Source organism: Streptomyces sp. NPDC052701 (genome assembly GCF_040678355.1).
Classification (GTDB): Bacteria; Actinomycetota; Actinomycetes; order Streptomycetales; family Streptomycetaceae; genus Streptomyces.
The window spans coordinates 192,572-212,877 of record NZ_JBFATO010000007.1 but is presented as its reverse complement, the minus strand read 5'-3'; the positions used below and the strand labels follow the sequence as shown (position 1 = coordinate 212,877).

20 protein-coding genes are annotated in these 20,306 nt (G+C 72.6%); 15 read left to right on the top strand and 5 right to left on the bottom strand.

All coding sequences use genetic code 11. The annotated features are described in order from the left end of the window. The first annotated feature begins 7 nt into the window (after positions 1-7). The 3 genes from AB0L29_RS11960 to AB0L29_RS11950 all read left to right on the top strand — a co-directional run bounded on the left by AB0L29_RS11960 (position 8) and on the right by AB0L29_RS11950 (position 3,571). Positions 8-1,420 (top strand): dipeptidase, encoded by a 1,413-nt coding sequence (locus tag AB0L29_RS11960; RefSeq protein ID WP_365825964.1) that lies wholly within the window; start codon positions 8-10, stop codon positions 1,418-1,420. 145 nt (positions 1,421-1,565) lie between these two features. Next, complete coding sequence (gene nudC / locus AB0L29_RS11955) at positions 1,566-2,510, top strand: NAD(+) diphosphatase (protein WP_365825963.1); 945 nt, start codon at positions 1,566-1,568, stop codon at positions 2,508-2,510. Positions 2,511-2,734: 224 nt separating this feature from the next. After that, the gene (locus tag AB0L29_RS11950; RefSeq protein ID WP_365825999.1) at positions 2,735-3,571 is read left to right on the top strand and encodes a M55 family metallopeptidase; all 837 of its coding nucleotides are present in this window, start codon (positions 2,735-2,737) and stop codon (positions 3,569-3,571) included. Positions 3,572-3,638: 67 nt separating this feature from the next. Here the strand turns inward: AB0L29_RS11950 and AB0L29_RS11945 are convergent, their stop codons facing one another. Next, a complete protein-coding gene (locus AB0L29_RS11945) occupies positions 3,639-3,896 on the bottom strand; it encodes a mycoredoxin (RefSeq protein WP_365825961.1) in 258 nt (85 codons plus the stop codon). 123 nt (positions 3,897-4,019) lie between these two features. On the opposite strand from AB0L29_RS11945, the gene AB0L29_RS11940 reads away from it, so the two are divergent. From AB0L29_RS11940 to AB0L29_RS11925, 4 genes are all read left to right on the top strand, one after another. After that, positions 4,020-6,272 carry an ATP-dependent DNA helicase UvrD2 gene (locus AB0L29_RS11940; protein WP_365825959.1) on the top strand — a complete coding sequence of 751 codons (2,253 nt, stop codon included), beginning with the start codon at positions 4,020-4,022 and terminating at the stop codon, positions 6,270-6,272. Between the two features lie 164 nt (positions 6,273-6,436). Then, entirely contained in the window at positions 6,437-6,763 is a 327-nt protein-coding gene (locus AB0L29_RS11935; RefSeq protein WP_365825958.1) for a hypothetical protein, read from the top strand. 174 nt (positions 6,764-6,937) lie between these two features. Further along, positions 6,938-7,306, top strand: coding sequence for a WhiB family transcriptional regulator (locus AB0L29_RS11930; protein ID WP_365825956.1), 369 nt, complete (start codon positions 6,938-6,940; stop codon positions 7,304-7,306). Beyond that, positions 7,303-7,626 (top strand): hypothetical protein, encoded by a 324-nt coding sequence (locus tag AB0L29_RS11925; protein ID WP_365825954.1) that lies wholly within the window; start codon positions 7,303-7,305, stop codon positions 7,624-7,626. Before AB0L29_RS11930 ends, AB0L29_RS11925 begins: the two co-directional genes overlap by 4 nt. Positions 7,627-8,041: 415 nt before the next feature. On the opposite strand, the gene AB0L29_RS11920 is transcribed toward AB0L29_RS11925, so the two are convergent. Next, positions 8,042-9,409, bottom strand: a complete 1,368-nt coding sequence (locus AB0L29_RS11920) for an AarF/ABC1/UbiB kinase family protein (protein ID WP_365825952.1) — start codon at positions 9,407-9,409, stop codon at positions 8,042-8,044. Further along, positions 9,402-10,616: a TOMM precursor leader peptide-binding protein gene (locus AB0L29_RS11915; RefSeq protein WP_365825950.1), complete on the bottom strand. Its 1,215-nt coding sequence runs from the start codon at positions 10,614-10,616 to the stop codon at positions 9,402-9,404. The genes AB0L29_RS11920 and AB0L29_RS11915 overlap by 8 nt, the downstream gene beginning before the upstream one ends. A 241-nt stretch (positions 10,617-10,857) precedes the next feature. Here AB0L29_RS11915 and AB0L29_RS11910 point away from each other — a divergent pair, with 241 nt between their 5' ends. From AB0L29_RS11910 to AB0L29_RS11895, 4 genes are all read left to right on the top strand, one after another. Further along, positions 10,858-11,454 carry a M48 family metallopeptidase gene (locus AB0L29_RS11910; protein ID WP_365825948.1) on the top strand — a complete coding sequence of 199 codons (597 nt, stop codon included), beginning with the start codon at positions 10,858-10,860 and terminating at the stop codon, positions 11,452-11,454. A gap of 137 nt (positions 11,455-11,591) precedes the next feature. After that, on the top strand, positions 11,592-13,343 hold the full coding sequence (locus tag AB0L29_RS11905; protein WP_365825946.1) for a TerD family protein: 1,752 nt from the start codon (positions 11,592-11,594) through the stop codon (positions 13,341-13,343). Positions 13,344-13,355: 12 nt separating this feature from the next. Then, positions 13,356-14,036, top strand: a complete 681-nt coding sequence (locus AB0L29_RS11900; protein ID WP_365825944.1) for an AIM24 family protein — start codon at positions 13,356-13,358, stop codon at positions 14,034-14,036. A gap of 16 nt (positions 14,037-14,052) precedes the next feature. After that, positions 14,053-14,808 carry an AIM24 family protein gene (locus tag AB0L29_RS11895; RefSeq protein WP_365825942.1) on the top strand — a complete coding sequence of 252 codons (756 nt, stop codon included), beginning with the start codon at positions 14,053-14,055 and terminating at the stop codon, positions 14,806-14,808. Positions 14,809-14,895: 87 nt separating this feature from the next. Here the strand turns inward: AB0L29_RS11895 and AB0L29_RS11890 are convergent, their stop codons facing one another. Together AB0L29_RS11890 and AB0L29_RS11885 are read right to left on the bottom strand one after the other, a co-directional pair. Further along, a complete protein-coding gene (locus AB0L29_RS11890) occupies positions 14,896-15,423 on the bottom strand; it encodes an NUDIX hydrolase (protein ID WP_365825940.1) in 528 nt (175 codons plus the stop codon). Continuing rightward, positions 15,420-16,865, bottom strand: a complete 1,446-nt coding sequence (locus AB0L29_RS11885) for a zinc-dependent metalloprotease (RefSeq protein ID WP_365825938.1) — start codon at positions 16,863-16,865, stop codon at positions 15,420-15,422. The genes AB0L29_RS11890 and AB0L29_RS11885 overlap by 4 nt, the downstream gene beginning before the upstream one ends. A gap of 193 nt (positions 16,866-17,058) precedes the next feature. Here AB0L29_RS11885 and AB0L29_RS11880 point away from each other — a divergent pair, with 193 nt between their 5' ends. The 4 genes from AB0L29_RS11880 (at position 17,059) to AB0L29_RS11865 (ending at position 20,301) form a co-directional block, all read left to right on the top strand. Further along, complete coding sequence (locus AB0L29_RS11880; RefSeq protein ID WP_365825936.1) at positions 17,059-18,180, top strand: SDR family oxidoreductase; 1,122 nt, start codon at positions 17,059-17,061, stop codon at positions 18,178-18,180. 126 nt (positions 18,181-18,306) lie between these two features. Beyond that, positions 18,307-18,768: a molybdenum cofactor biosynthesis protein MoaE gene (locus AB0L29_RS11875; protein ID WP_365825934.1), complete on the top strand. Its 462-nt coding sequence runs from the start codon at positions 18,307-18,309 to the stop codon at positions 18,766-18,768. A gap of 114 nt (positions 18,769-18,882) precedes the next feature. Continuing rightward, positions 18,883-19,104, top strand: a complete 222-nt coding sequence (locus AB0L29_RS11870) for a hypothetical protein (protein ID WP_365826001.1) — start codon at positions 18,883-18,885, stop codon at positions 19,102-19,104. Between the two features lie 102 nt (positions 19,105-19,206). Continuing rightward, positions 19,207-20,301 (top strand): PDZ domain-containing protein, encoded by a 1,095-nt coding sequence (locus AB0L29_RS11865; RefSeq protein ID WP_365825932.1) that lies wholly within the window; start codon positions 19,207-19,209, stop codon positions 20,299-20,301. The last annotated feature ends 5 nt before the right edge of the window (positions 20,302-20,306 follow it).

The following is a 20,306-nucleotide window of genomic DNA, read 5'->3' as shown; positions in this document are numbered from 1 at the left end:
CGGGGACATGAGCCAGCCCGTTGACAGTGCCGTCAGCGCCGTCCGCACGTACATAGAGCAGCACCGCGCCGCCTTCCTCGACGACCTCGCACAGTGGCTGCGCATCCCGTCGGTCTCGGCCCAGCCCGAACACGCCCCCGACGTCCGGCGCAGCGCCGACTGGCTCGCCGCCAAGCTGAGGGAGACCGGCTTCCCGGCCGTCGAGGTCTGGGAGACGCCGGGTGCCCCGGCCGTCTTCGCCGAGTGGCCCTCCGACGACCCCCGGGCGCCCACGGTCCTCGTCTACGGCCACCACGACGTGCAGCCCGCCGCCCGCGAGGACGGCTGGCACAGCGACCCCTTCGAGCCCGTCGTCCGGGAGAACCGCCTCTACGCGCGCGGGGCGGCCGACGACAAGGGCCAGGTGTTCTTCCACACCCTCGGCGTCCGCGCCCACCTGGCCGCCACCGGGCGCACCACCCCGGCCGTGCACCTGAAGCTGCTCGTCGAGGGCGAGGAGGAGTCCGGCTCGCCGCACCTGCGCGCCCTCGTCGAGGCGCACGCCGGCCGACTCGCGGCCGACGCCGTGATCGTCTCCGACACCGGCATGTGGTCCGAGGACACCCCCACCGTGTGCACCGGCATGCGCGGCCTCGCCGAGTGCGAGATCCGGCTGCACGGCCCCGACCAGGACATCCACTCCGGCTCCTTCGGCGGCGCGGTGCCCAACCCGGCCACGGCCGTCGCCCGCCTGGTCGCCGCCCTGCACGACGAGCACGCGCGCGTGGCGATCCCCGGCTTCCACGACGGCATCGTCGAGCTCACCGACCGCGAGCGGGAGCTGTTCGCCCAGCTGCCCTTCGACGAGCGGCGGTGGCTGCGCACGGCCAGGTCGCACGCCACCCACGGCGAGGCCGGGTACACCACCCTGGAGCGCGTCTGGGCCCGCCCCACCGCCGAGGTCAACGGCATCCAGGGCGGCTACCAGGGCCCCGGCAGCAAGACGATCGTGCCCTCCTCCGCCCTGGTGAAGCTGTCCTTCCGGCTCGTCGCGGGGCAGGACCCCGACCACGTGGAGAAGGCCGTCCGCGCCTGGGCCGAGGCGCAGGTGCCTCCCGGGATCCGCTGCGACATCACGTTCGGCGCGGCCACCCGCCCGTGCCTGACCCCGCTGGACCACCCGGCCCTGCAGTCCGTCGTCCGCGCCATGGGCCGCGCCTTCGGGCAGCCGGTCCGCTTCACGCGCGAGGGCGGCTCCGGACCGGCCGCGGACCTGCAGGACGTGCTCGGCGCACCGGTGCTCTTCCTCGGCATCTCCGTCCCCTCCGACGGCTGGCACGCCCCGAACGAGAAGGTCGAGCTCGACCTGCTCCTCAAGGGCGTCGAGACCACCGCGTACCTGTGGGGCGACCTCGCCGAGCACTGGAGCCACGCGCCCTGAGCGCCCCGCGCCGTCCGGACCGGCGGCCCGCGCGGGGCACACTGGAGGAACCGCCCCGCACCGCCGAGTCCGGCCGCCTCCCGCCGCACGTCCCGCCGAACCGCCCGCGAAACCAACCGTTCCACCGGGGGAGTTGGAAGCACCCGTGACCACCTGGACCGATCACCACGCAGATCGTCCCATCTCGCTGACCGCCCCGAGCGGCATCGACCGGGCCGCGCACCACCGGCTCGACGAGGCCTGGCTCGCGGCGGCGTGGAGCCACCCGTCGACGCGCTGCTTCGTGGTCTCCGGCGGCCAGGTCCTCATCGACGAGACCCCCGACGGGCGCACCGAACTCGTCATGACCCCCTCCTTCGAGGCACCGCTCACCGAGGCGCACCGCTACTTCCTGGGCATCGACGAGGACGGCGTCAGCTACTTCGCCCTCCAGAAGGACTCCCTGCCCGGCCGCATGGACGACTCCGCGCGCCCGGCGGGCCTGCGCGAGGCCGGTCTGCTGCTGTCACCGCGGGACGTGGGCCTGATGGTGCACGCGGTCGGCCTGGAGAACTGGCAGCGCACCCACCGCTTCTGCTCCCGCTGCGGCGAGCGCACCGTCATCGCGGCGGCCGGCCACATCCGCCGCTGCCCCGCCTGCGGCGCCGAGCACTACCCGCGCACCGACCCGGCCGTGATCATGGCCGTCACCGACGAGGACGACCGCATCCTGCTGGGCCGCCAGGTCCACTGGCCCGAGGGCCGCTTCTCGACCCTCGCCGGTTTCGTCGAGCCCGGCGAGTCCATCGAGCAGTCGGTGCGCCGCGAGGTCCACGAGGAGGTCGGCATCACCGTCGGCCACGTGGAGTACGTCGCCAGCCAGCCCTGGCCCTTCCCCTCCAGCCTCATGCTGGGCTTCATGGCCCGCGCCACCTCGACCCGGATCGACGTCGACGGCGACGAGATCCACGAGGCCCGCTGGTTCTCCCGCGACGAACTGCGCGCCGCCTTCGAGTCCGGAGAGGTCCTCCCGCCGTACGGCATCTCGATCGCGGCCCGTCTGATCGAACTCTGGTACGGCAAGCCCCTGCCGACGCGGAGCGTGGCCTGACACCACGCGCGGCCCACCGGGCCGGAACCACGACGTCCACCACCGCGCGGTCCTCGCCGCGCTCGATGCTCCCGGCCGGCGAGGAGCGAGGGCAGCAACCAGGGCTTTCCGAACGGGAAAGCCGTCGCCCGGGGCCTTCTCGACTTCCGGGGGCCTCGCCGAGATGATGCGGAGCGGTGAGCACCGGGTTCCCGGCGGTCGGCGGACGGAGCGGAGGCAGCGGCGTGCAGGTGTACATCAGCGCCGACATGGAGGGCGTCACCGGATTGGTGGGCGCGCAGGACGTGCAGGTCGGCGGGCAGGACTACCAGCACGGCCGGGCCATGATGACCGAGGACGTGAACGCGGCGGTGCGGGGCGCGCTCGTGGCCGGCGCCACGCGGGTTCTGGTGAACGACGCGCACAGCTCCATGCGGAACCTGCTTGCGGATCGGATGCACCCCGAGGCGGAGCTGGTCAGAGGCAAGCCCAAGCGGATGGGCATGCTCGAAGGCCTGGACGGCGGCTTCGACGCGGTGCTGTGCGTCGGCTACCACTCACGCGCCGGTGCCCTGGGCGTCCTCAGCCACAGCTACATGGGCCACGAGATCGAGGACATGTGGCTGGACGGCCGGCCCATGGGAGAGACCGGATTCGCGCATGCCACGGCCGCCGCACTGGGGGTGCCCGTGGTGATGCTCTCCGGCGACGACGTGGCCTGCGACGAGGCGGCGGCCTGGGACGCCCGGATCGTCACGGCGCCGGTCAAGTACGCCAGGGACCGCTTCAGCGCTCGGCTGAGGCCCGCGACCGAAGCGCGCAAGGCAATCGAGGAAGCCGCCGCCGAGGGGGTGCGCCGTGCCGGCTCCCGCCCCCGGCTGCCCGGCTCGGAAGCCGCGGCGACCCTGGCGGTGCGGTGGCAGTCGGCCACCGTCGCCAGTCAGCTCGAGGCGATCCCCGGAGTCGGTCTGCGGGACTCGCGCACCGTCGAGGTAGCCGGGCCCGTTCCGCAGCTCTACCGGCTCTTCGGCGTCTTCATGCGGGTGGCGACGGCACTGACCGACCAGCAGCCGTACTGCTGAACGGCCGGACCGCGACGGGACCCGCGCCCGTGATCCTCGGGCGGGGTCCCGTGCGCCTGCTCCCGGGTCAGACGCCGAGCGCCTGCTTCACCTGGGCGAGGCTCGGGTTCGTCATCACGACCTCGGGGCCACCGCCGGAGGGAACCACCTGAACCGTCGGAACCGTCTGGTTCCCGCCGTTCGCCTTCTCGACGAACGCCGCGGACTCCGGGTCCTGCTCGATGTTGATCTCGGTGTACGCGATGCCCTCGCGGTCCAGCTGGCTCTTCAGCCGACGGCAGTAGCCGCACCACGTCGTGCTGTACATCGTCACAGTGCCCGGCATGTCTCTCGTGCTCCTTCGGCGGCTCGGAAAGTGTGCTCGCAGGGGAAAACGTGCTTGAAAGCGCAGGCATTCCCGTGAGCGGCGCCCGGCCGCGTGACGCCTGCCGCATCAGTACGACTGTCGGTGCAGCCCTGTGGACAACCGCCTCACCCGTCTCCGGCGACCTGGCAGCATGGCTGTGTGACAGCAGCAACGCACTCCACGCTCTTCCCGCAGGTACCGGACTCGGCCGACGCGGTGCTCGAAGGGCTCGACCCCGAGCAGCGCGAGGTGGCCACCTCCCTGCACGGCCCGGTGTGCGTGCTGGCGGGAGCCGGCACGGGCAAGACCCGGGCGATCACCCACCGCATCGCCTACGGGGTGCGCGCCGGGATCCTGCAGCCCTCCAGCGTGCTCGCCGTCACCTTCACCAACCGCGCCGCCGGTGAGATGCGCGGCCGGCTGCGCCAGCTCGGTGCCGCCGGCGTCCAGGCCCGTACGTTCCACTCGGCGGCCCTGCGCCAGCTCCAGTACTTCTGGCCGAAAGCCATCGGCGGCTCCATGCCCCGGCTCGTCGACCGCAAGATCCAGCTCGTCGCCGACGCGGCCGCGGCCTGCCGCATCCGGCTCGACCGGGGTGAGCTGCGGGACGTCACCGCCGAGATCGAGTGGTCCAAGGTCACCCAGACGGTCCCGGCCGACTACCCGCTCGCGGCCGCCAAGGCCGGCCGCGAGGCCCCCCGCGACCCGGCCGAGATCGCCCAGCTCTACTCCGCCTACGAGGACCTCAAGCGCGAGCGCGTCGTCATCGACTTCGAGGACGTGCTGCTGCTGACCGTGGCCGTCCTGCAGGACCGGCAGGACATCGCCGACCAGGTACGCGCCCAGTACCAGCACTTCGTGGTCGACGAGTACCAGGACGTCAGCCCCCTCCAGCAACGGCTGCTGGAACTGTGGCTCGGCGACCGGGACAACCTGTGCGTGGTCGGTGACGCCAGCCAGACGATCTACTCGTTCACCGGAGCAACCCCCGACCACCTGCTCGACTTCCGCGTCCGCCACCCCGGCGCCACCGTCGTGAAACTGGTCCGCGACTACCGCTCCACCCCCCAGATCGTGCACCTCGCCAACGGGCTGCTCGCCCAGGCCCGGGGCCGGGCCGCCGACCACCGCCTGGAGCTGGTCTCCCAGCGGCCCCCGGGCCCCGAGCCCGTCTACAGCGAGTACACCGACGAGCCCGCCGAGGCCGAGGGCGCCGCCCGCCGCATCCGCGAGCTCATCGACGCCGGGGTCCCGGCCGGCGAGATCGCCGTCCTGTTCCGTACGAACGCCCAGTCCGAGACCTATGAACAGGCCCTCGCCGACGCCGGAGTCCCCTACCAGCTGCGCGGCGCCGAGCGCTTCTTCGACCGCCCCGAGGTGCGCAAGGCCGGCATCGCCCTGCGCGGCGCGGCCCGGTTCGGCGGCAACGACTCCCTCCTCGACGACGCCGTCGACCTGCCCTCCCAGGTGCGCGCCGTGCTGTCGGGGGAGGGCTGGACGCCCAAGCCCCCGGCAGGCTCCGGCGCCGTGCGCGAACGCTGGGAGTCCCTGGCCGCCCTGGTCAACCTCGCCCAGGACTTCGCCGCCGCCCGACCCGGCGCCACCCTCGCCGACCTCGTCGCCGAGCTCGACGAGCGGGCCAGTGCCCAGCACGCCCCGACCGTCCAGGGCGTCACCCTCGCCTCCCTGCACTCGGCCAAGGGCCTGGAGTGGGACGTCGTCTTCCTCGTCGGGGTCGCCGAGGGCATGATGCCGATCACCTACGCGAAGACCGACGAGCAGATCGAGGAGGAACGCCGTCTGCTCTACGTCGGTGTCACCCGTGCCCGCCGGCACCTCCATCTCTCCTGGGCGCTGGCCCGCTCGCCCGGCGGCCGTCCGAACCGCCGTCCCAGCCGCTTCCTGGACGGGCTGCGCCCCGGATCCGTCACCGCCGCGGGGCGCACCGCCGCCGGTGCCTCGGGCGGCATCGAACGCGGTTTCTCCGGAAGCGGGGCGTCCGCCCCGCGGCGGACGCAGCGCATCCCCGCCCGCTGCCGGGTGTGCGGCCGCACCCTGACCGACGCGGGCGAGATGAAGCTGATGCGCTGTGAGGACTGCCCCTCCGACATGGACGAGGGCCTCTACGAGCGGCTGCGCGAGTGGCGTGCCCGGCAGGCGGGAAGCAGCGGGCAGCCCGCCTTCTGCGTCTTCACCGACAAGACGCTGATGGCGATCGCCGAGACCGCCCCCGAGGACGAGCACGAGCTCGCCCGGATCCCCGGGGTCGGCATGCGCAAGCTCCGCCGCTACGGAGCCGACGTTCTGGCCATCTGCGCAGGCCGGCACGGTGCGGACGAGGCCGGGGAGGACTGATCCCAACTCATCGAAAAAATAGTTTGCGCATGCCCCAGCAATCCCCATAGGTTCTTAGGCACGAGAGCAGCGGCCTTCTCGGAGGCCCTGATTCCGTGTTGTACTTGCATATCCGTCGGACTGGTTCACCCAGTCCTCCGAGACGCCGAGAGGAGGCGAGTCCAGTGATCAGCATCAACACCAGCTCCATCAGCACCGTGAAAATGACCGATCGCTCGGCCGTCTCCCTGTGCATGCTCGGCGTCTCCAACCTGGGCACCGGTCTGTCCGGCATTCGTGCCGTGCGTCCGGCGTCCTTCTCCTCTGCTCCCGCGGGCCTTCCTGTCCGTGAGCGCAACGAGCGACCGACCAAGGCACTGGAAGCGGCAGTAGAGGCACAGGCGCAGGCCTATGCCTTTGCGGCGACCGGTGCCGGATTCCGGAAGCAGACGACGCAGCACCACCTGATGTGGGCCTTCCGTGGGCCGAAACCCTGGAGTGATCCAGCCTGATCGCCGATCAGGCCGGCGCCTTCAGGGCCGCGGAACCCCATCCGGGATCCGCGGCCCTTCTGTTTTCCCCGAACGGGGACGGCAGGACGAAGGGGCCTCGGGACAAGAAAAGAACCCGGTACCAAGCCGCCCCCCGGCCAACCGGCCGGAACGACCAGACGAGGAAGACGACCCGTGCAACTCGAAGCGCACGCCCCGTCCGTACCGCCTTCCGAAACGATCCCCAAGCCCGGCTCCACGGAGGACCCGACCTTGACTCCGCTCACCGCGCTCACCGCGCTCGACGACGCCATCGAGAACCTGGGCGTGCCCGTCCCCTGCCGCTCCAACGACCCGGAGGTCTTCTTCGCCGAGTCGCCGGCGGACGTCGAGTACGCCAAGTCCCTCTGCCGCACCTGCCCGCTGATCGAGGCATGCCTCGCCGGCGCCAAGGAGCGGCGTGAGCCCTGGGGCGTCTGGGGTGGCGAGCTGTTCGTCCAGGGTGTCGTCGTCGCCCGGAAGCGGCCGCGTGGCCGCCCGCGCAAGAACCCGGTCACCGCATGAACACCGCAGGAACGATCGACCGCCCCCTCACGCACGACCCCCAGAAGCAGGCCCCGATGAAGCCGTCCATCCATGAGCCCGCAGGCTCCGCGACCGAAGACTTCACTACCAGCGGCGCGAACGACTCGCGCCAGAACAGGACCCGAGAGATGCAACTCATCCCAGAAGCCCTGGCTCGTGCGCATATGCACGAGCGACTGCAGGAGGCGCAGCGGGAACGCCGGGCCATGCGTCTGGTGACCGCCCGCCGGATGCAGCGCCGGGCGGAGCGCGCCTCGCGGCGCGCCCGCAGGGCGCTCGCCATGGCGGTCATGCAGTAACCGCCCACCCGAAGCGGTGTCCTCCCCTCGGGAGGCGAAGCTTTCCCGCGGGGGCCGGTCCGTGCCGAACGGACCGGCCCCCGCGGCGCGTCGTGCCCGCCGAGCGCCGGCCGCGGCGCCGTCGTCGCCGGATGACGAGCCCCGCCCGGGGACGGTGACGACGGCGCCTCCTCCACGCACCCCGAGTTCCTGGTGGGCGCCCGTCGCGGCACCCGGGCCCAAGGCCCGCGGCCGGCCTGGACCTCCCGCGTGGAGAACGGCACCCGCCGCTGTCTGCGTGCGTCCTGCTCGCGGGGGAACCGCAGGGCGACCGGCGGCGGAACCGCAGGGCGACCGAGGGACGTCCGGGCTCGGCCCGGTGACGAGGTGAGCGGACGGTCCTCCGCGGTGCGCCGAGCGACCGGCCGCCGTCGCGCTAGGCCTCCGCCGCCGGTTCCTCCTCCACGCTCTCCTCCGGCACGAACCCCGGCAGCCACTCCTCCAGCTCCTCCCGCAGACGCACCGTCGCGCCGAGCTGGCACAGGACACCGATCGTGCTCAGGGTCACCCGGTGGATCAGGAGGTAGGCCGGGGGCAGGTTGAGCTGCTTGCCCAGCTGGTAGGCGGGGGAGCGGGGGTCGGCGATGCGGGCCGCCTGGTTGCGCATCCAGCCGCGGGTGAAGGTGAACGCGTCGACCTGCGCCGGTTCGATGATCGGCAGCAGGTAGTCGAGGACGGCGTCCGGGTCCAGCTCCATGGACTCCTTGATGAAGCCCTCCTCGCAGAGCAGCTCGTGGACGGCCTCCGCCTGGCCGTCGAGGGTCATCCGCAGGGATTCGCCGATGGTGGCCGGCAGGCCGCCCGGGAGGCGGTCGACCGTGCCGAAGTCCAGCACGCCCAGGCGCCAGTCGTCCTCGCCCTCCGGGCCGCCGGGCAGGAGCCGGAAGTTGCCCGGGTGCGGGTCGGCGTGCAGCAGGCCGGTGCGGGCCGGGCCGGAGAAGAGGAAATGGGCCAGGAGCTGGCCGGCCCGGTCGCGCTGTTCCTGAGTGCCCTGCGAGATGATCTCCGACAGCGGGATGCCGTCGATCCACTCGGTGATCAGGACCTGGTCGCACTGGTGGACCACGTGCGGCACCACGACGTCCGGGTCGCCGGTGAACTCCTCGGCGTGGGCCTGCTGGGCCTGGGCCTCCAGACCGTAGTCCAGTTCCTCCGACACCCGGTCCTTGAGCTCTGTGATCAGCGGCTTGATGTCCATGCCGGGGATCAGCGGGCCCAGCAGGCGGGCGAAGCGGCTCAGCTGGTTCAGGTCGGACAGCAGGGCCTCGCCCGCACCCGGGTACTGCACCTTGACCGCCACCTCGCGGCCGTCGTGCCACACCCCTCGGTGCACCTGACCGATCGAGGCCGCCGCGGCGGGCTTGTCCTCGAACTCCCGGAACAGCTCGTGCCAGTCCGCGCCGAGCCGCTCCCGCAGCACCGCGTGCACGGTGCGCGTCGGCATCGGCGGCGCCGCGTCCTGGAGCTTCGTCAGCGCGGCCCGGTAGGGACCGGCGATCTCCTCGGGCAGCGCCGACTCGAAGACGGACAGGGCCTGACCGAACTTCATCGCACCGCCCTTGAGCTCGCCGAGCACCTTGAACAGCTGCTCCGCGGTGCGCTGCTGCAGCTCGCGGCCGACGATCTCCGCTGACTCGCCGACGATCCGCTTGCCGAGTCCCCAGGTCGCCCGGCCGGCGAAGCCGAGCGGGAGCGCGGCGAGCTTGGCGGTACGGGTGACCGCCTTCCGGGGAAGATCAGACATGCGCCCTCCAAGTCCCAGCCGACCGCTCCGCGTCTGCCTGACGGCACCACCGCTCCGACGGCCGTTGCACAGCCATTGTCTCGTGCGGCGCCCCGTCCTCGGAGGCGCGTTCCCCGTTACCTTTCTCCGCGGCTCCGCACGGGCACGCGGGATGGGCCCGGACCGGCCGCGCGTGCCAGGTGAGGCCGGGAACGGAGACTTCCCAGCGTGCTCCGGCACTCGACGGTGTCCGGCCGTCCAGGAAAGCGAGCGCGTGGGCGGCCGCGAGTCCGGCCACCGTAGTGGCCAGTGTCACGTCGCACGGACGCACCTGGTGCTGCTTTCCGGAGCGCCACTGGGCGACCAGGCGCGGCCAGGCCGGGTCCCGGTCGGTGCGGCTCTCCTGCAGGCAGCCCGCGCAGCCCGTCTCACCCGGCAGGACGAGAGGACCGACCACGCCGGTTCCCTCCACGACACCCGCGTGGAGGTGGGGCGTGCCGGAGGCCATGAGGGACTCCGCGGCGGACGGGGCGGGCGCGTGGACGGCGACGTCGTCGCGCGGGACGAGGATCACCAGGGAGAACCCCGGGTCGTCCCCGTCCCGCCGTGCCCGAGGGCCGCGGCGCGGCGGCCGGTCGGGAGCGGCGCGGCGGGCCGCGCGGCGGGCCGCTTCGTCCCTGCGCTCGCCGGCCGCCTCCGCCGGCAGGCCGCCCGGGGCGACGTCCCAGGGCTCGACGCGGCCGACGTCGCGTACGTCGACCTCGCCCACCCCGGCCGCCGACAGCAGTGAGGCCAGTACCGCGCCCACCCGGCCGGCGCCCCGCACCTGCACGCGCAGGGAGCGGCGGGCGGCCAGAACCCTGATCGCGTCACCCGGCTCGGACGTGGTCAGGGACAGTGAGGCCAGATCGGGGCGCAGCCGGTCGAGGACCTCCTTCCTCTTCCGCAGGGCGTCGGCGGCCGGTCCGCCGCCGAGCGCGTCGTCGAGGAGCCCGGCCCGCCCCAGCCTGGTCACCAGGGCGTCGACGTGGCCGTCGGGCAGGTCCATGCGGCGTCCCTCCTCGCGCAGGAGCCCGAGCCCGCGGGTGCCGTTGAGCAGGTCGAGGAAGCTGCCCGTCGCGGTGTCCATCGGGCCGAGCGTCATCGCGTGCGCCGGGGTCATCCCGAACTGCACGGTGTTGAGGTCGCGCCAGCCGCGCCGGAGCGCGGGTTTCACCATCGGATGCATGAGCAGGCCCCCCGTAAGTGCTCGACAAGTCTTCGGCAAGTCCTCGATCGTCCCCGTCCGCCGGCCGGACCCGGTCGCGGTTCCGTCGGCGAGTGCCAGCATGCCCCGGTCCGTGAGCGATTGCAGAAAGTTGTCCACAAGCGGGGAGAATCGTCGTACAAATCCGGCGCGCGGTGGGGCGATCGGCACCGAAGCGTCCCGGAGCCGGGACTTCCCCGGGCGCACCCGGTAACGTCGGGGCGTGCCCGCCGACCCCCTGCACCGCGCCGGAAAGCCACAGCGCAGTACGACGAGCCAGCCGCCTAGCGGCTCGGGGGCGAGCGCGATCGAGGTCCGCAGGAGCACCCGTCGACGCAGGACGGTCTCCGCGTACCGCGAGGGCGATCGCACCGTCGTGCTCATCCCCGCCCGGATGTCCGAGGCGGAGGAGCAGCGCTGGGTGAACGTCATGCTCGACAAGCTGGCGGCCCAGGAGAGCAGGCGGGCCCTCGGCGACGCCGAGCTGGCCGAGCGCGCCGGGCGGCTGTCCACCCAGTACTTCGGCGGGCGCGCCCGCCCCGTCTCGGTCCGCTGGGTGACCAACCAGAACACGCGCTGGGGCTCGTGCACCCCGTCGGAGGGCAGCATCCGCCTGTCGCACCGCCTGCAGGGCATGCCCGAGTACGTCGTCGACTACGTCCTCGTCCACGAGCTGGCGCACCTGCTCGTCCCCGGACACGGACCCCGTTTCTGGCGGCTGCTGGAGGCCTACCCGCGCACCGAGCGGGCCAGGGGCTACCTGGAGGGCGTGGTGGCCGCCGAGCGGCTGCCGCACCCTCCCGGTACGCGGGGTGAGTGACCGCTTTGTGTGATCGAGCTGCTGATACGGCTCTGCGCGGGTTGTGTACCGGGTCTGTACCGACTTCCTCCGATGTCCGTCTTTGCCGTTAGCCTGGCGCGACGCACTCACATCGGGATGGGGGACGGTCGTTACGCATGGCCAGGGAATTCCAACGCGGCCACAAGGCCAGGATCAGTGACCTCACGGCGGGTACGGATCTGTACGTGGGCGTACAGATCTCCGGCCCCGGGCTGACCTTCGACATCAGCTGCTTCGGTCTGGACGCCGACGAACGGCTCTCGGACGACCGCTACTTCGTGTTCTACAACCAGCCGAAGTCCCCCGAGGAGGCCGTCCAGCTCCTGGGTGCGCAGGCGGGCGACACGGAGTCCTTCAGGGTGACGCTGGACAGGATCCCGCCGCAGATCCACAAGCTGTCCTTCACGGCGACGATCGACGGCGCCGGGCAGATGTCGCAGATCGCCCCCGGATACCTCCGCATCGTCGCGGGGGGCGAGGAGGTGGCCCGGTACCCCTTCGACGGCTCGGAGTTCTCCACCGAGCGGGCCGTGATGCTGGGCGACTTCTACCTCAAGGACGTGTGGCGTTTCGCCGCCGTCGGGCAGGGCTTCGACGGCGGCCTGGACGCGCTGCTGAAGAACTTCGGCGGCGAGGTCGCCGAGGAGGAGACGCCCGCCGCCCCGCAGCAGCCCCCGTCCGGCGCCGTTCCGGGGTTCGCCCCGCCCGCCCAGGCCTCCGCGCCGCCCGCCTTCGGCGTCCCCGGCGCCCCGGCGCCCGCGCCCGCCCCCCAGCCCGCCGCGCAGGGTTTCGCACCCCCGCCCGGAGCCACCCCGCCCCCGCCCTCCGCGCCCGGGGTGCACGCCGCGCCGACCATCGTCGCGCCGATGCACACCCCGCCCGGCGGGACCGTCCCGCCCCCGGCACCGCCCGCGCCCTACGGCGCGCCACAGCCCCCATACGGCCAGACCGCCCCGCCGCCCGGCCACACCCAGCCGCCCGCCCCGCAGGCTCCGGCCCCGCCGCCCGGCTACGGACAGCCGACCCCGCCGCCCGGCTACGGGCAGCACCCGGCCCCGCCGCCCGGTCACACCCAGCAGCCCACCCCGCCTCCCGGCTACGGCCAGCACCCCACCCCGCCTGCGGGGTACGGCCAGCAGCCGCCGTTCGGCCAGGACCCGGGCCGGCAGGCGCCCTACGGAGCACCCCAGGGCGCCGTCCCGCAGGGCGCCGGGGTCGCCGCCGCGCTCCAGCAGTTCAAGGAGACGCCCACGGGACAGCGCTGGACGCAGCAGAACAAGAAGATGGTCCGCGTGGACCTCGGCGTCGGCGGCCAGCCGGTGCTCGCCCGGCAGGGCAGCATGGTGCTCTACCAGGGCAAGGTCGACTTCAGCTACAAGGGCGCCGGCTTCGCCGGCCGGATCGTGGGCAACGCCACCGGCCAGGAGATGCAGCTGATGCGCTGTACGGGCCAGGGCCAGGTGTTCCTCGCCGAGAACTCGACGATGCTGCACCCGATCGAGCTCCAGGGCGACGCCGTGTGCGTCTCCGCCGAGAACGTCCTCGCCTTCGACGAGAGCCTGCAGTACGAGGTCCGCCGCATCGAGGGCCACGGCATCCCCGGCGGCGCGCTGTTCACGATGCAGTTCCAGGGCACCGGCACGATCGTCGTCAAGACGCACGGCACGCCCGTCGTCCTGCCCGTCACGCCCACCACGTTCGCCGACTGCAACGCCGTCGTCGCCTGGTCGGCCGCCGCCCAGGTGGTCGTCTCCAGCCAGGTGCGGATGCGCCGCAACGCCTATCCCGGCGACACCGGGGAGAGCGTCAACCTCCAGTTCCGGGGAGCCCCCGGCAACTTCATCGTCGTCCAGCCGTACGAGGTCTAGGGGGAGCCCGTCATGACCCAGCAGCTCGCGGGCCACGCCCCCGCACCCGTCACCGCCCGCATGGAGAACCACGGCAACCACATGCTGAAGGTCGCCCTGCAGAGCGGGCACGACCTCCTCGCCCGCGTGGGCTCGATGGTCGCCTACGAGGGCTTCATCCAGTACGAGCCCAACCCGCCCGCCGTGCGCCAGATCGCCCGGGACTGGGTCACCGGCGAAGGCGCGCCCCTGATGAAGTGCTCCGGCGACGGCCTGCTCTACCTCGCCGACTACGGTGCCAACGTCGTCGTCATCAACCTCGACGGCGACGGCATCTCCGTGAACGCCACCAACCTGCTCGCCTTCGACGCCCACCTGACGTGGGGCGTCGAGCGGGTCAAGGGCCTGGCGAAGTTCGCCGGGCAGGGCCTGTGGAACACCAGGATCTCCGGGCAGGGCTGGGTGGCGCTGACCTCCCGGGGCAAGCCCATCGTCGTCGACTGCGGCGGCGGCGAGGACGAGACCTACGTCGACCCGGACGCGCTGGTCGCCTGGTCCCCGAACCTCAAGGTGAAGGGCAAGCGCAGCTTCCGGGCGCAGTCGCTGATCGGGCGGGGCAGCGGCGAGGCCTACCAGATGGCCTTCTCCGGCCAGGGCATCGTCGTCGTCCAGCCCAGCGAGGACAGTACCGACCGCCTCCGGGTCCGGGGCTGAGGGGGAGCAACACACCATGCAGAGCCCGATTTTCGCCTACAACGAGCAGCAGACCCAGGAGCGCTGGAGCCTGCAGAACAAGCAGATGCTGCGCGTCGCCCTGGAGGGCCACGACGACGTCCTGGCCCGCAAGGGCACCATGGTCGCCTACCAGGGCCTGGTCGAGTTCGACGCCGAGTACCGGAGCAACGACCAGGCACGCGCGCGTGCGCACACCGGCGAGGGCCTGGACCTGATGCGCTGTCACGGACAGGGCACCGTCTACCTCGCCAACCTCAAGCAGCACATCCACGTCATGGAGGTGGACCAGGACGGTCTCACCGTCGACAGCAGCTACGTGCTGGCGATGGACTCCTCCCTGCACCACGAGGTCATCGCCGTCGACAGCCTGTACGGCATCTCCGGCTCCGGAAAGTACCAGCTCAACATCACCGGCCGCGGCAAGGTCGCCCTGATGACCTCGGGCATGCCGCTGCTGATGCAGGTGACGCCCGACAAGTACGTCAACTGCGACGCCGACGCGATCGTCGCCTGGTCCACGAGCCTGCGCGTGCAGATGCAGGCCCAGACGCACTCCTCCGGGGTGTGGCGGCGCCGCGGCAGCACCGGTGAGGGCTGGGAGCTCAGCTTCATGGGCACCGGCTTCGCGCTGGTCCAGCCCAGCGAGCTGCTGCCGCCGCAGAACGCCCGGATCGGCTCGGGCCTCGCCGCCCAGTACGGCATGGGGCAGCAGGGCGCCCGGGGCCAGAACCAGGGAAACGCCTGGAGCTGACCGGCCGCCGGCAGGCACGGGCGGGAGTGACCGCGAAGGCGCTCGCCCCCGCCCGTGCCTCGGACTCCGTGCCGCGGACTTCGTGCCTCAGACTCCGAGTCTCCGGCGCGTCGCCTCCACCAGGCGCACGACCGACTCGTCGGCCACGTCCGACACCTCCTCGTACGCGAACCAGCGCACGTCGAGGGACTCCTCGCTAACCACGTGCACGGCCCCCGGCGGGGCCAGGGCCGCGTACTGGACGTCGAAGTGGCAGTGGCACGGCGGCGGGATCGGGTGCCGGTCGAGTCGCACCGGGCCGCCGGGCAGCAACGTCAGCCCGCCGACGCCCGACTCCTCCGTCGCCTCGCGCAGGGCCGCGGCAGCCAGGGAGGCGTCGCCCGGCTCGCAGTGGCCGCCCATCTGGAGCCACCTGCGCAGCTTCCTGTGCAGGGTCAGCAGCACCCGCCCGCCGTCGGGGTCGATCACCAGCGCGCTCGCCGTGAGGTGACCCGCCCGGCAGGACTTCTCCATGCCGTCCGGATGCTCCGCCAGGTGGTCCAGGTAGGCCTGGCGCAGCTCGGCCTGGTCCTCGTACTCCTTCAGGACGAGGACCGCGTCGTTGTACAGGCTCACTCGGCGCCGTCGCCCTTGCCGTCGCCCTCGTCCTTCTTCCCGGGGGCCGGCCTGTCCGCCGCCTCGCCGAGCATCTTGTCCCACTCGGAGAAGTCGATCTGCTCGCGGTGCACGAAGCCGTCCGGATCGTCCAGGTCGGTGGCCGTCGGCAGCATGTCCGGGTGGGACCACAGGGCGTCCCGGCCGTCCACCCCGCGCGCGTCCGTGAGCGACGCCCACAGGCGGGAGGCGTCCCGCAGGCGGCGCGGGCGCAGTTCCAGGCCGATCAGCGTGGCGAACGTCTGCTCGGCGGGACCGCCCGAGGCGCGGCGGCGGCGCAGCGTCTCGCGCAGCGCGTCCGCGGACGACAGACGGGGCTTGGCGGCGGCGTGCACCACCGCGTCCACCCAGCCCTCGACGAGTGCCAGAGCCGTCTCCAGACGGGCCAGGGCGGCCTTCTGCTCCGGCGTGTCCTCCGGCTGGAACATGCCCTGCTGGAGGGCCTCCTGAAGCTGCTCGGGGTTCTGCGGGTCGAACTGGCCGACCACGTCCTCCAGCTTGGCCGTGTCGACCTTGATCCCGCGCGCGTAGCCGTCGACCGCGCCGAACAGGTGCGAGCGCAGCCACGGCACGTGCGCGAAGAGGCGCTGGTGGGCGGCCTCGCGCAGGGCGAGGTACAGCCGCACCTCCTCCTTGGGCACGCCGAGGTCCTTGCCGAAGGTCTCCACGTTCACCGGCAGCAGCGCGGCCTTGCCGGCCGGGCCGAGCGGCAGGCCGATGTCGGAGGAGCCGACGACCTCGCCGGCGAGCACGCCGACGGCCTGTCCGATCTGCGTGCCGAACATGGCGCCGCCCATCGAGCGCATCATGCCGATCAGCGGGCCGGCCATGGCCTGCATCTCCTCCGGCAGGACGTCGCCCATGGCGGTGCCGACGCGCTCGGCGACCGGGTCGACGAGCTCCTGCCACGCGGGCAGGGTCGCCTCGACCCACTCCGCGCGGCTCCAGGCCACCGCGGAGGCGGCGCCGGACGGCAGCGACGTGACGTCGTCGAGCCACAGGTCGGCCAGGCGGACGGCGTCCTCGACGGCCCTGCGCTCGGCGGGGCCGACGCTCGCGTCCCTGGAGCCGTCCGGGGTGCCCTGGGCGACCGTCTGGCGGGCGATCTGCTTGGCCATGTCCCAGTTCACCGGGCCGCCCTCGTAGGAGAGCATCTGGCCCAGCTGCTGGAACGCGGCACCCAGGTCGGTGGGGTTCAGGGAACCGAACATGGCGGCGAACGGATTGTCCGCACCGGGGCCACCGGGGCCACCGCCAAAGCCCCCGGCTCCGGGCAGTCCGCCGAAACCGAACGGGTTGGCCGGTCCCTGACCACCACCGCTCTGCTGGTCCTTCTTCTTGCCCTCGTCGCCGTCGTCCGGCTCCTCCGGCGGAAGGCCGAATCCGAATGGGGTGTCACTCACGGGATTCCTCGGCTGGTAGGGCCGCCGGTTCTGTTCCGGCGGCGCGGCTGCCCGACAACACCACCCAGCGTAGACACCTGGGACGGATCGGGCCTCGGTGCTTCGCCGGCCGAAGGCCTGCGGCAGGATGGATGCCACCTGGTACGTACGCGTCACTCGCGTGCGTACTGAAGACAACCGCTGGAGACGCCCGGTGAGTTCCCCAGATCCGCAGGTTCGCGCAGCGCGAAACCAGTCAACCAGTCCTGTGGGCCCCGCCGCGCGCGGGCCCGTCGTCGCGGTCACCGGCGCCGCGTCCGGTGTCGGAGCGCTGCTCACCGAGCGGCTCGCCGCCTCGGAGGAGATCAAGCAGGTCATCGCCATCGACGAGCGGCGCGGCGAGTGCGCGGCGGCGCAGTGGCACATCCTGGACGTACGGGATCCCGCCATCGCGGACAAACTGCGCGGGGCCGACGTGGTGGTGCACCTGGCGCTGGACCTCGACCTGGAGACGGACGCGGCCGCCCGGACGGCCTACAACGTGCGGGGGACGCAGACCGTTCTGACGGCGGCCGCCGCGGCCGGGGTGCACCGGGCCGTGCTGTGCACCTCGGCGATGGTCTACGGCGCGCTGCCGGACAACGAGCTGCCGCTGTCCGAGGACGCGGAGCTGCGGGCCACGGCCGAGGCGACGGGGGTCGGCGACCTCCTGGAGATCGAGCGGCTCGCGCGCAGGGCGCCGCGGGCCCACCCCGGGCTCAACGTCACCGTCGTACGGCCCGCTGTGCTGGTCGGGGGCACGGACACCGCGCTGACCAGGTACTTCGAGTCGCCTCGGCTGCTGGTCGTGGCCGGGTCGCGGCCCGCGTGGCAGTTCTGCCATGTCGAGGACCTGTGCAGCGCTCTGGAGTACGCCGTGCTGGAGAAGGTCGACGGGGAGCTGGCCGTCGGCTGCGACGGATGGCTGGAGCAGGAGGAGGTCGAGGAGCTCAGCGGGATCCGGCGCATGGAGCTGCCGTCGGCGGTCGCGCTGGGCGCGGCGGCGCGGCTGCACCGCATCGGGCTGACGCCGTCCCCGGCCGGGGACCTGGCCTACACGATGTACCCCTGGGTGGTGAGCGGGAGCCGGCTGCACGACGCCGGGTGGCGGCCGAAGTACACGAACGAGGAGGTGCTCGCGCAGCTGCTGGAGGAGGTCTCCGGCAGGCACACGGTGGCCGGCCGGCGGCTCGGCCGCAAGGACGCGACGGCGGCCGGGGCCGCGGGCGCGACGGTGGCCCTGCTGGGCGCCGCCGCGGTCGTGCGGCGGGCGCGGAAGGCGCGGCGGCGGGTCTGACGCGGGGCCGCGCCTGGTCTCCGGCCCGGCCGGCGGCCCGCCTGCGGGGGCCCGCGGAGCGGCGGGCGCGCCTGCCGGGCGACAGCACCGTTCCGCGCTGTCGCCGTCGTGGGGCACGATGGAGCCATGGCACCCACGAACGACCATCCCGGCGAGCGGGCCGCGCAGGATCCCGTCAAGCTGATCGCCGTCCGGGAGACGCCCCTGTCCCTGGAGGAGGTCTTCCGGGCCGTGGGGGACGACGCCGCCGGCGGCACCGCGCTGTTCGTCGGGACCGTGCGCAACCACGACGGGGGCGCCGACGTCGACGCGCTCGGGTACTCGTGCCATCCCAGTGCCGAGGCCGAGATGCGGCGGATCGCCGAGAAGGTGGCCGCGGAGTATCCGGTGCGGGCGCTGGCCGCCGTGCACCGGGTGGGGGACCTCCGGGTCGGGGACCTGGCCGTGGTCGTCGGCGTGTCGTGCCCGCACCGCGGGGAGGCCTTCGAGGCCTGCCGGAAGCTGATCGACGACCTCAAGCACGAGGTGCCCATCTGGAAGCACCAGAAGTTCTCCGACGGCACCGAGGAGTGGGTCGGCGCCTGCTAGGGCCTGTCGTCGCGGGGCAGGCGGGAGTTCGACGACAGCCCCTGGGCCCCGCCGGGCCGCGGGCCGCCCTCCGGTTGCGTAACCGTACCCCGGGCGTGAGCGTTGTCACTGCGGATGGTTAATCTGCTGATCAGTCAGTCGCGGACGCTCACGTGGGGTTGGGAGGTCGGCATGGCGGCGCTCGCCTGGTTGCTGATACCGCTGATGGCCGCGATCGGCGCGGGGCTGTGGGGCAGTTGGGCCAACCGGACCCGCAAGGTCCGCGGCGACGGCCCCGAGCTCATCGGTTACGCCCGCTTCTGCGAGGTCATGGAAAAGTCCCGGACCGGAAGCTGAAGTCCACTGAAAGCGCAGGTCACAGGCGTACACATCGATGGGGCCGCCTCGGACGGGCGGCCCTGACGGTGCGCTGACAGAAGCGTCCCGTACTGTCGAGGCATGCCACGCCGCACTGCGACGATGCTCGCCTCCACCCTGATGCTGATCGCGCTCCTGTGCGCGGGAGTGTTCATCCCCGTGCCGTACGCGGAGATGTCCCCGGGGCCGACGGTGAACACGCTCGGCGGCCACGACGGCGAGCCGGTGCTGCAGATCTCCGGCCGGAAGACCTACGCGACCTCCGGGCACCTGAACATGACCACCGTGCGGGTCACCAGCGCCGACTACCGGATGAACCTCGTCGAGGCCGTGTACGGCTGGCTCGCGCACGACAACAAGGTCGTGCCGCACGACACCCTGTACCCGGACGGCAAGACCGAGGAGGAGTCCACCCAGGAGAACGCCGAGGAGTTCAGCCAGTCCCAGGAGAGCGCCAAGGTCGCGGCGCTGAAGGAACTCGGCATCCCGGTGACGTCCTGGGTGATCGTCTCCACCGTCGTCAAGGACTCCCCGGCGCAGGGCAGGCTGCACGCGGGCGACGTGATCAAGGCCGTCGACGGCACGGCGGTGAAGGAGCCCGCCGACGTCGCCGAACTGGTGACCAGGCACAAGCCCGGCCAGGACGTCGTCTTCACGATCGTGCCCGCCAAGGAGCAGGCCGCGGCCGAGAAGGAGAAGCGGGCGGCGACCGGGACGCGGGACGTCACCGTCACGACGAAGGCGTCCGACGACGGCGGCGAGAAGCGGGCCATCGTCGGGATCTCCGCCGGGACCGACCACACGTTCCCGTTCACCATCGACATCAAGCTCGCGGACGTGGGCGGGCCGAGCGCCGGTCTGATGTTCGCGCTCGGCATCTACGACAAGCTCACCCCGGGCAGCCTCACCGGCGGGAAGTTCGTCGCCGGCACCGGCACGATCGACGACGAGGGCAACGTCGGGCCGATCGGCGGCATCGAGATGAAGATGGTCGGCGCGCGCGGCAAGGGCGCCGAGTACTTCCTGACACCGGCCGACAACTGCGCGGCCGCCGCCCGGGACACCCCCGAGGGCCTCACCCTGGTCAAGGTGAAGACCATGGACGACGCCCTCGGCGCCCTCGGGGACATCCGCTCCGGCGACACCGCCGACCTGCCGAAGTGCACGGCCGGGTAGCCCCC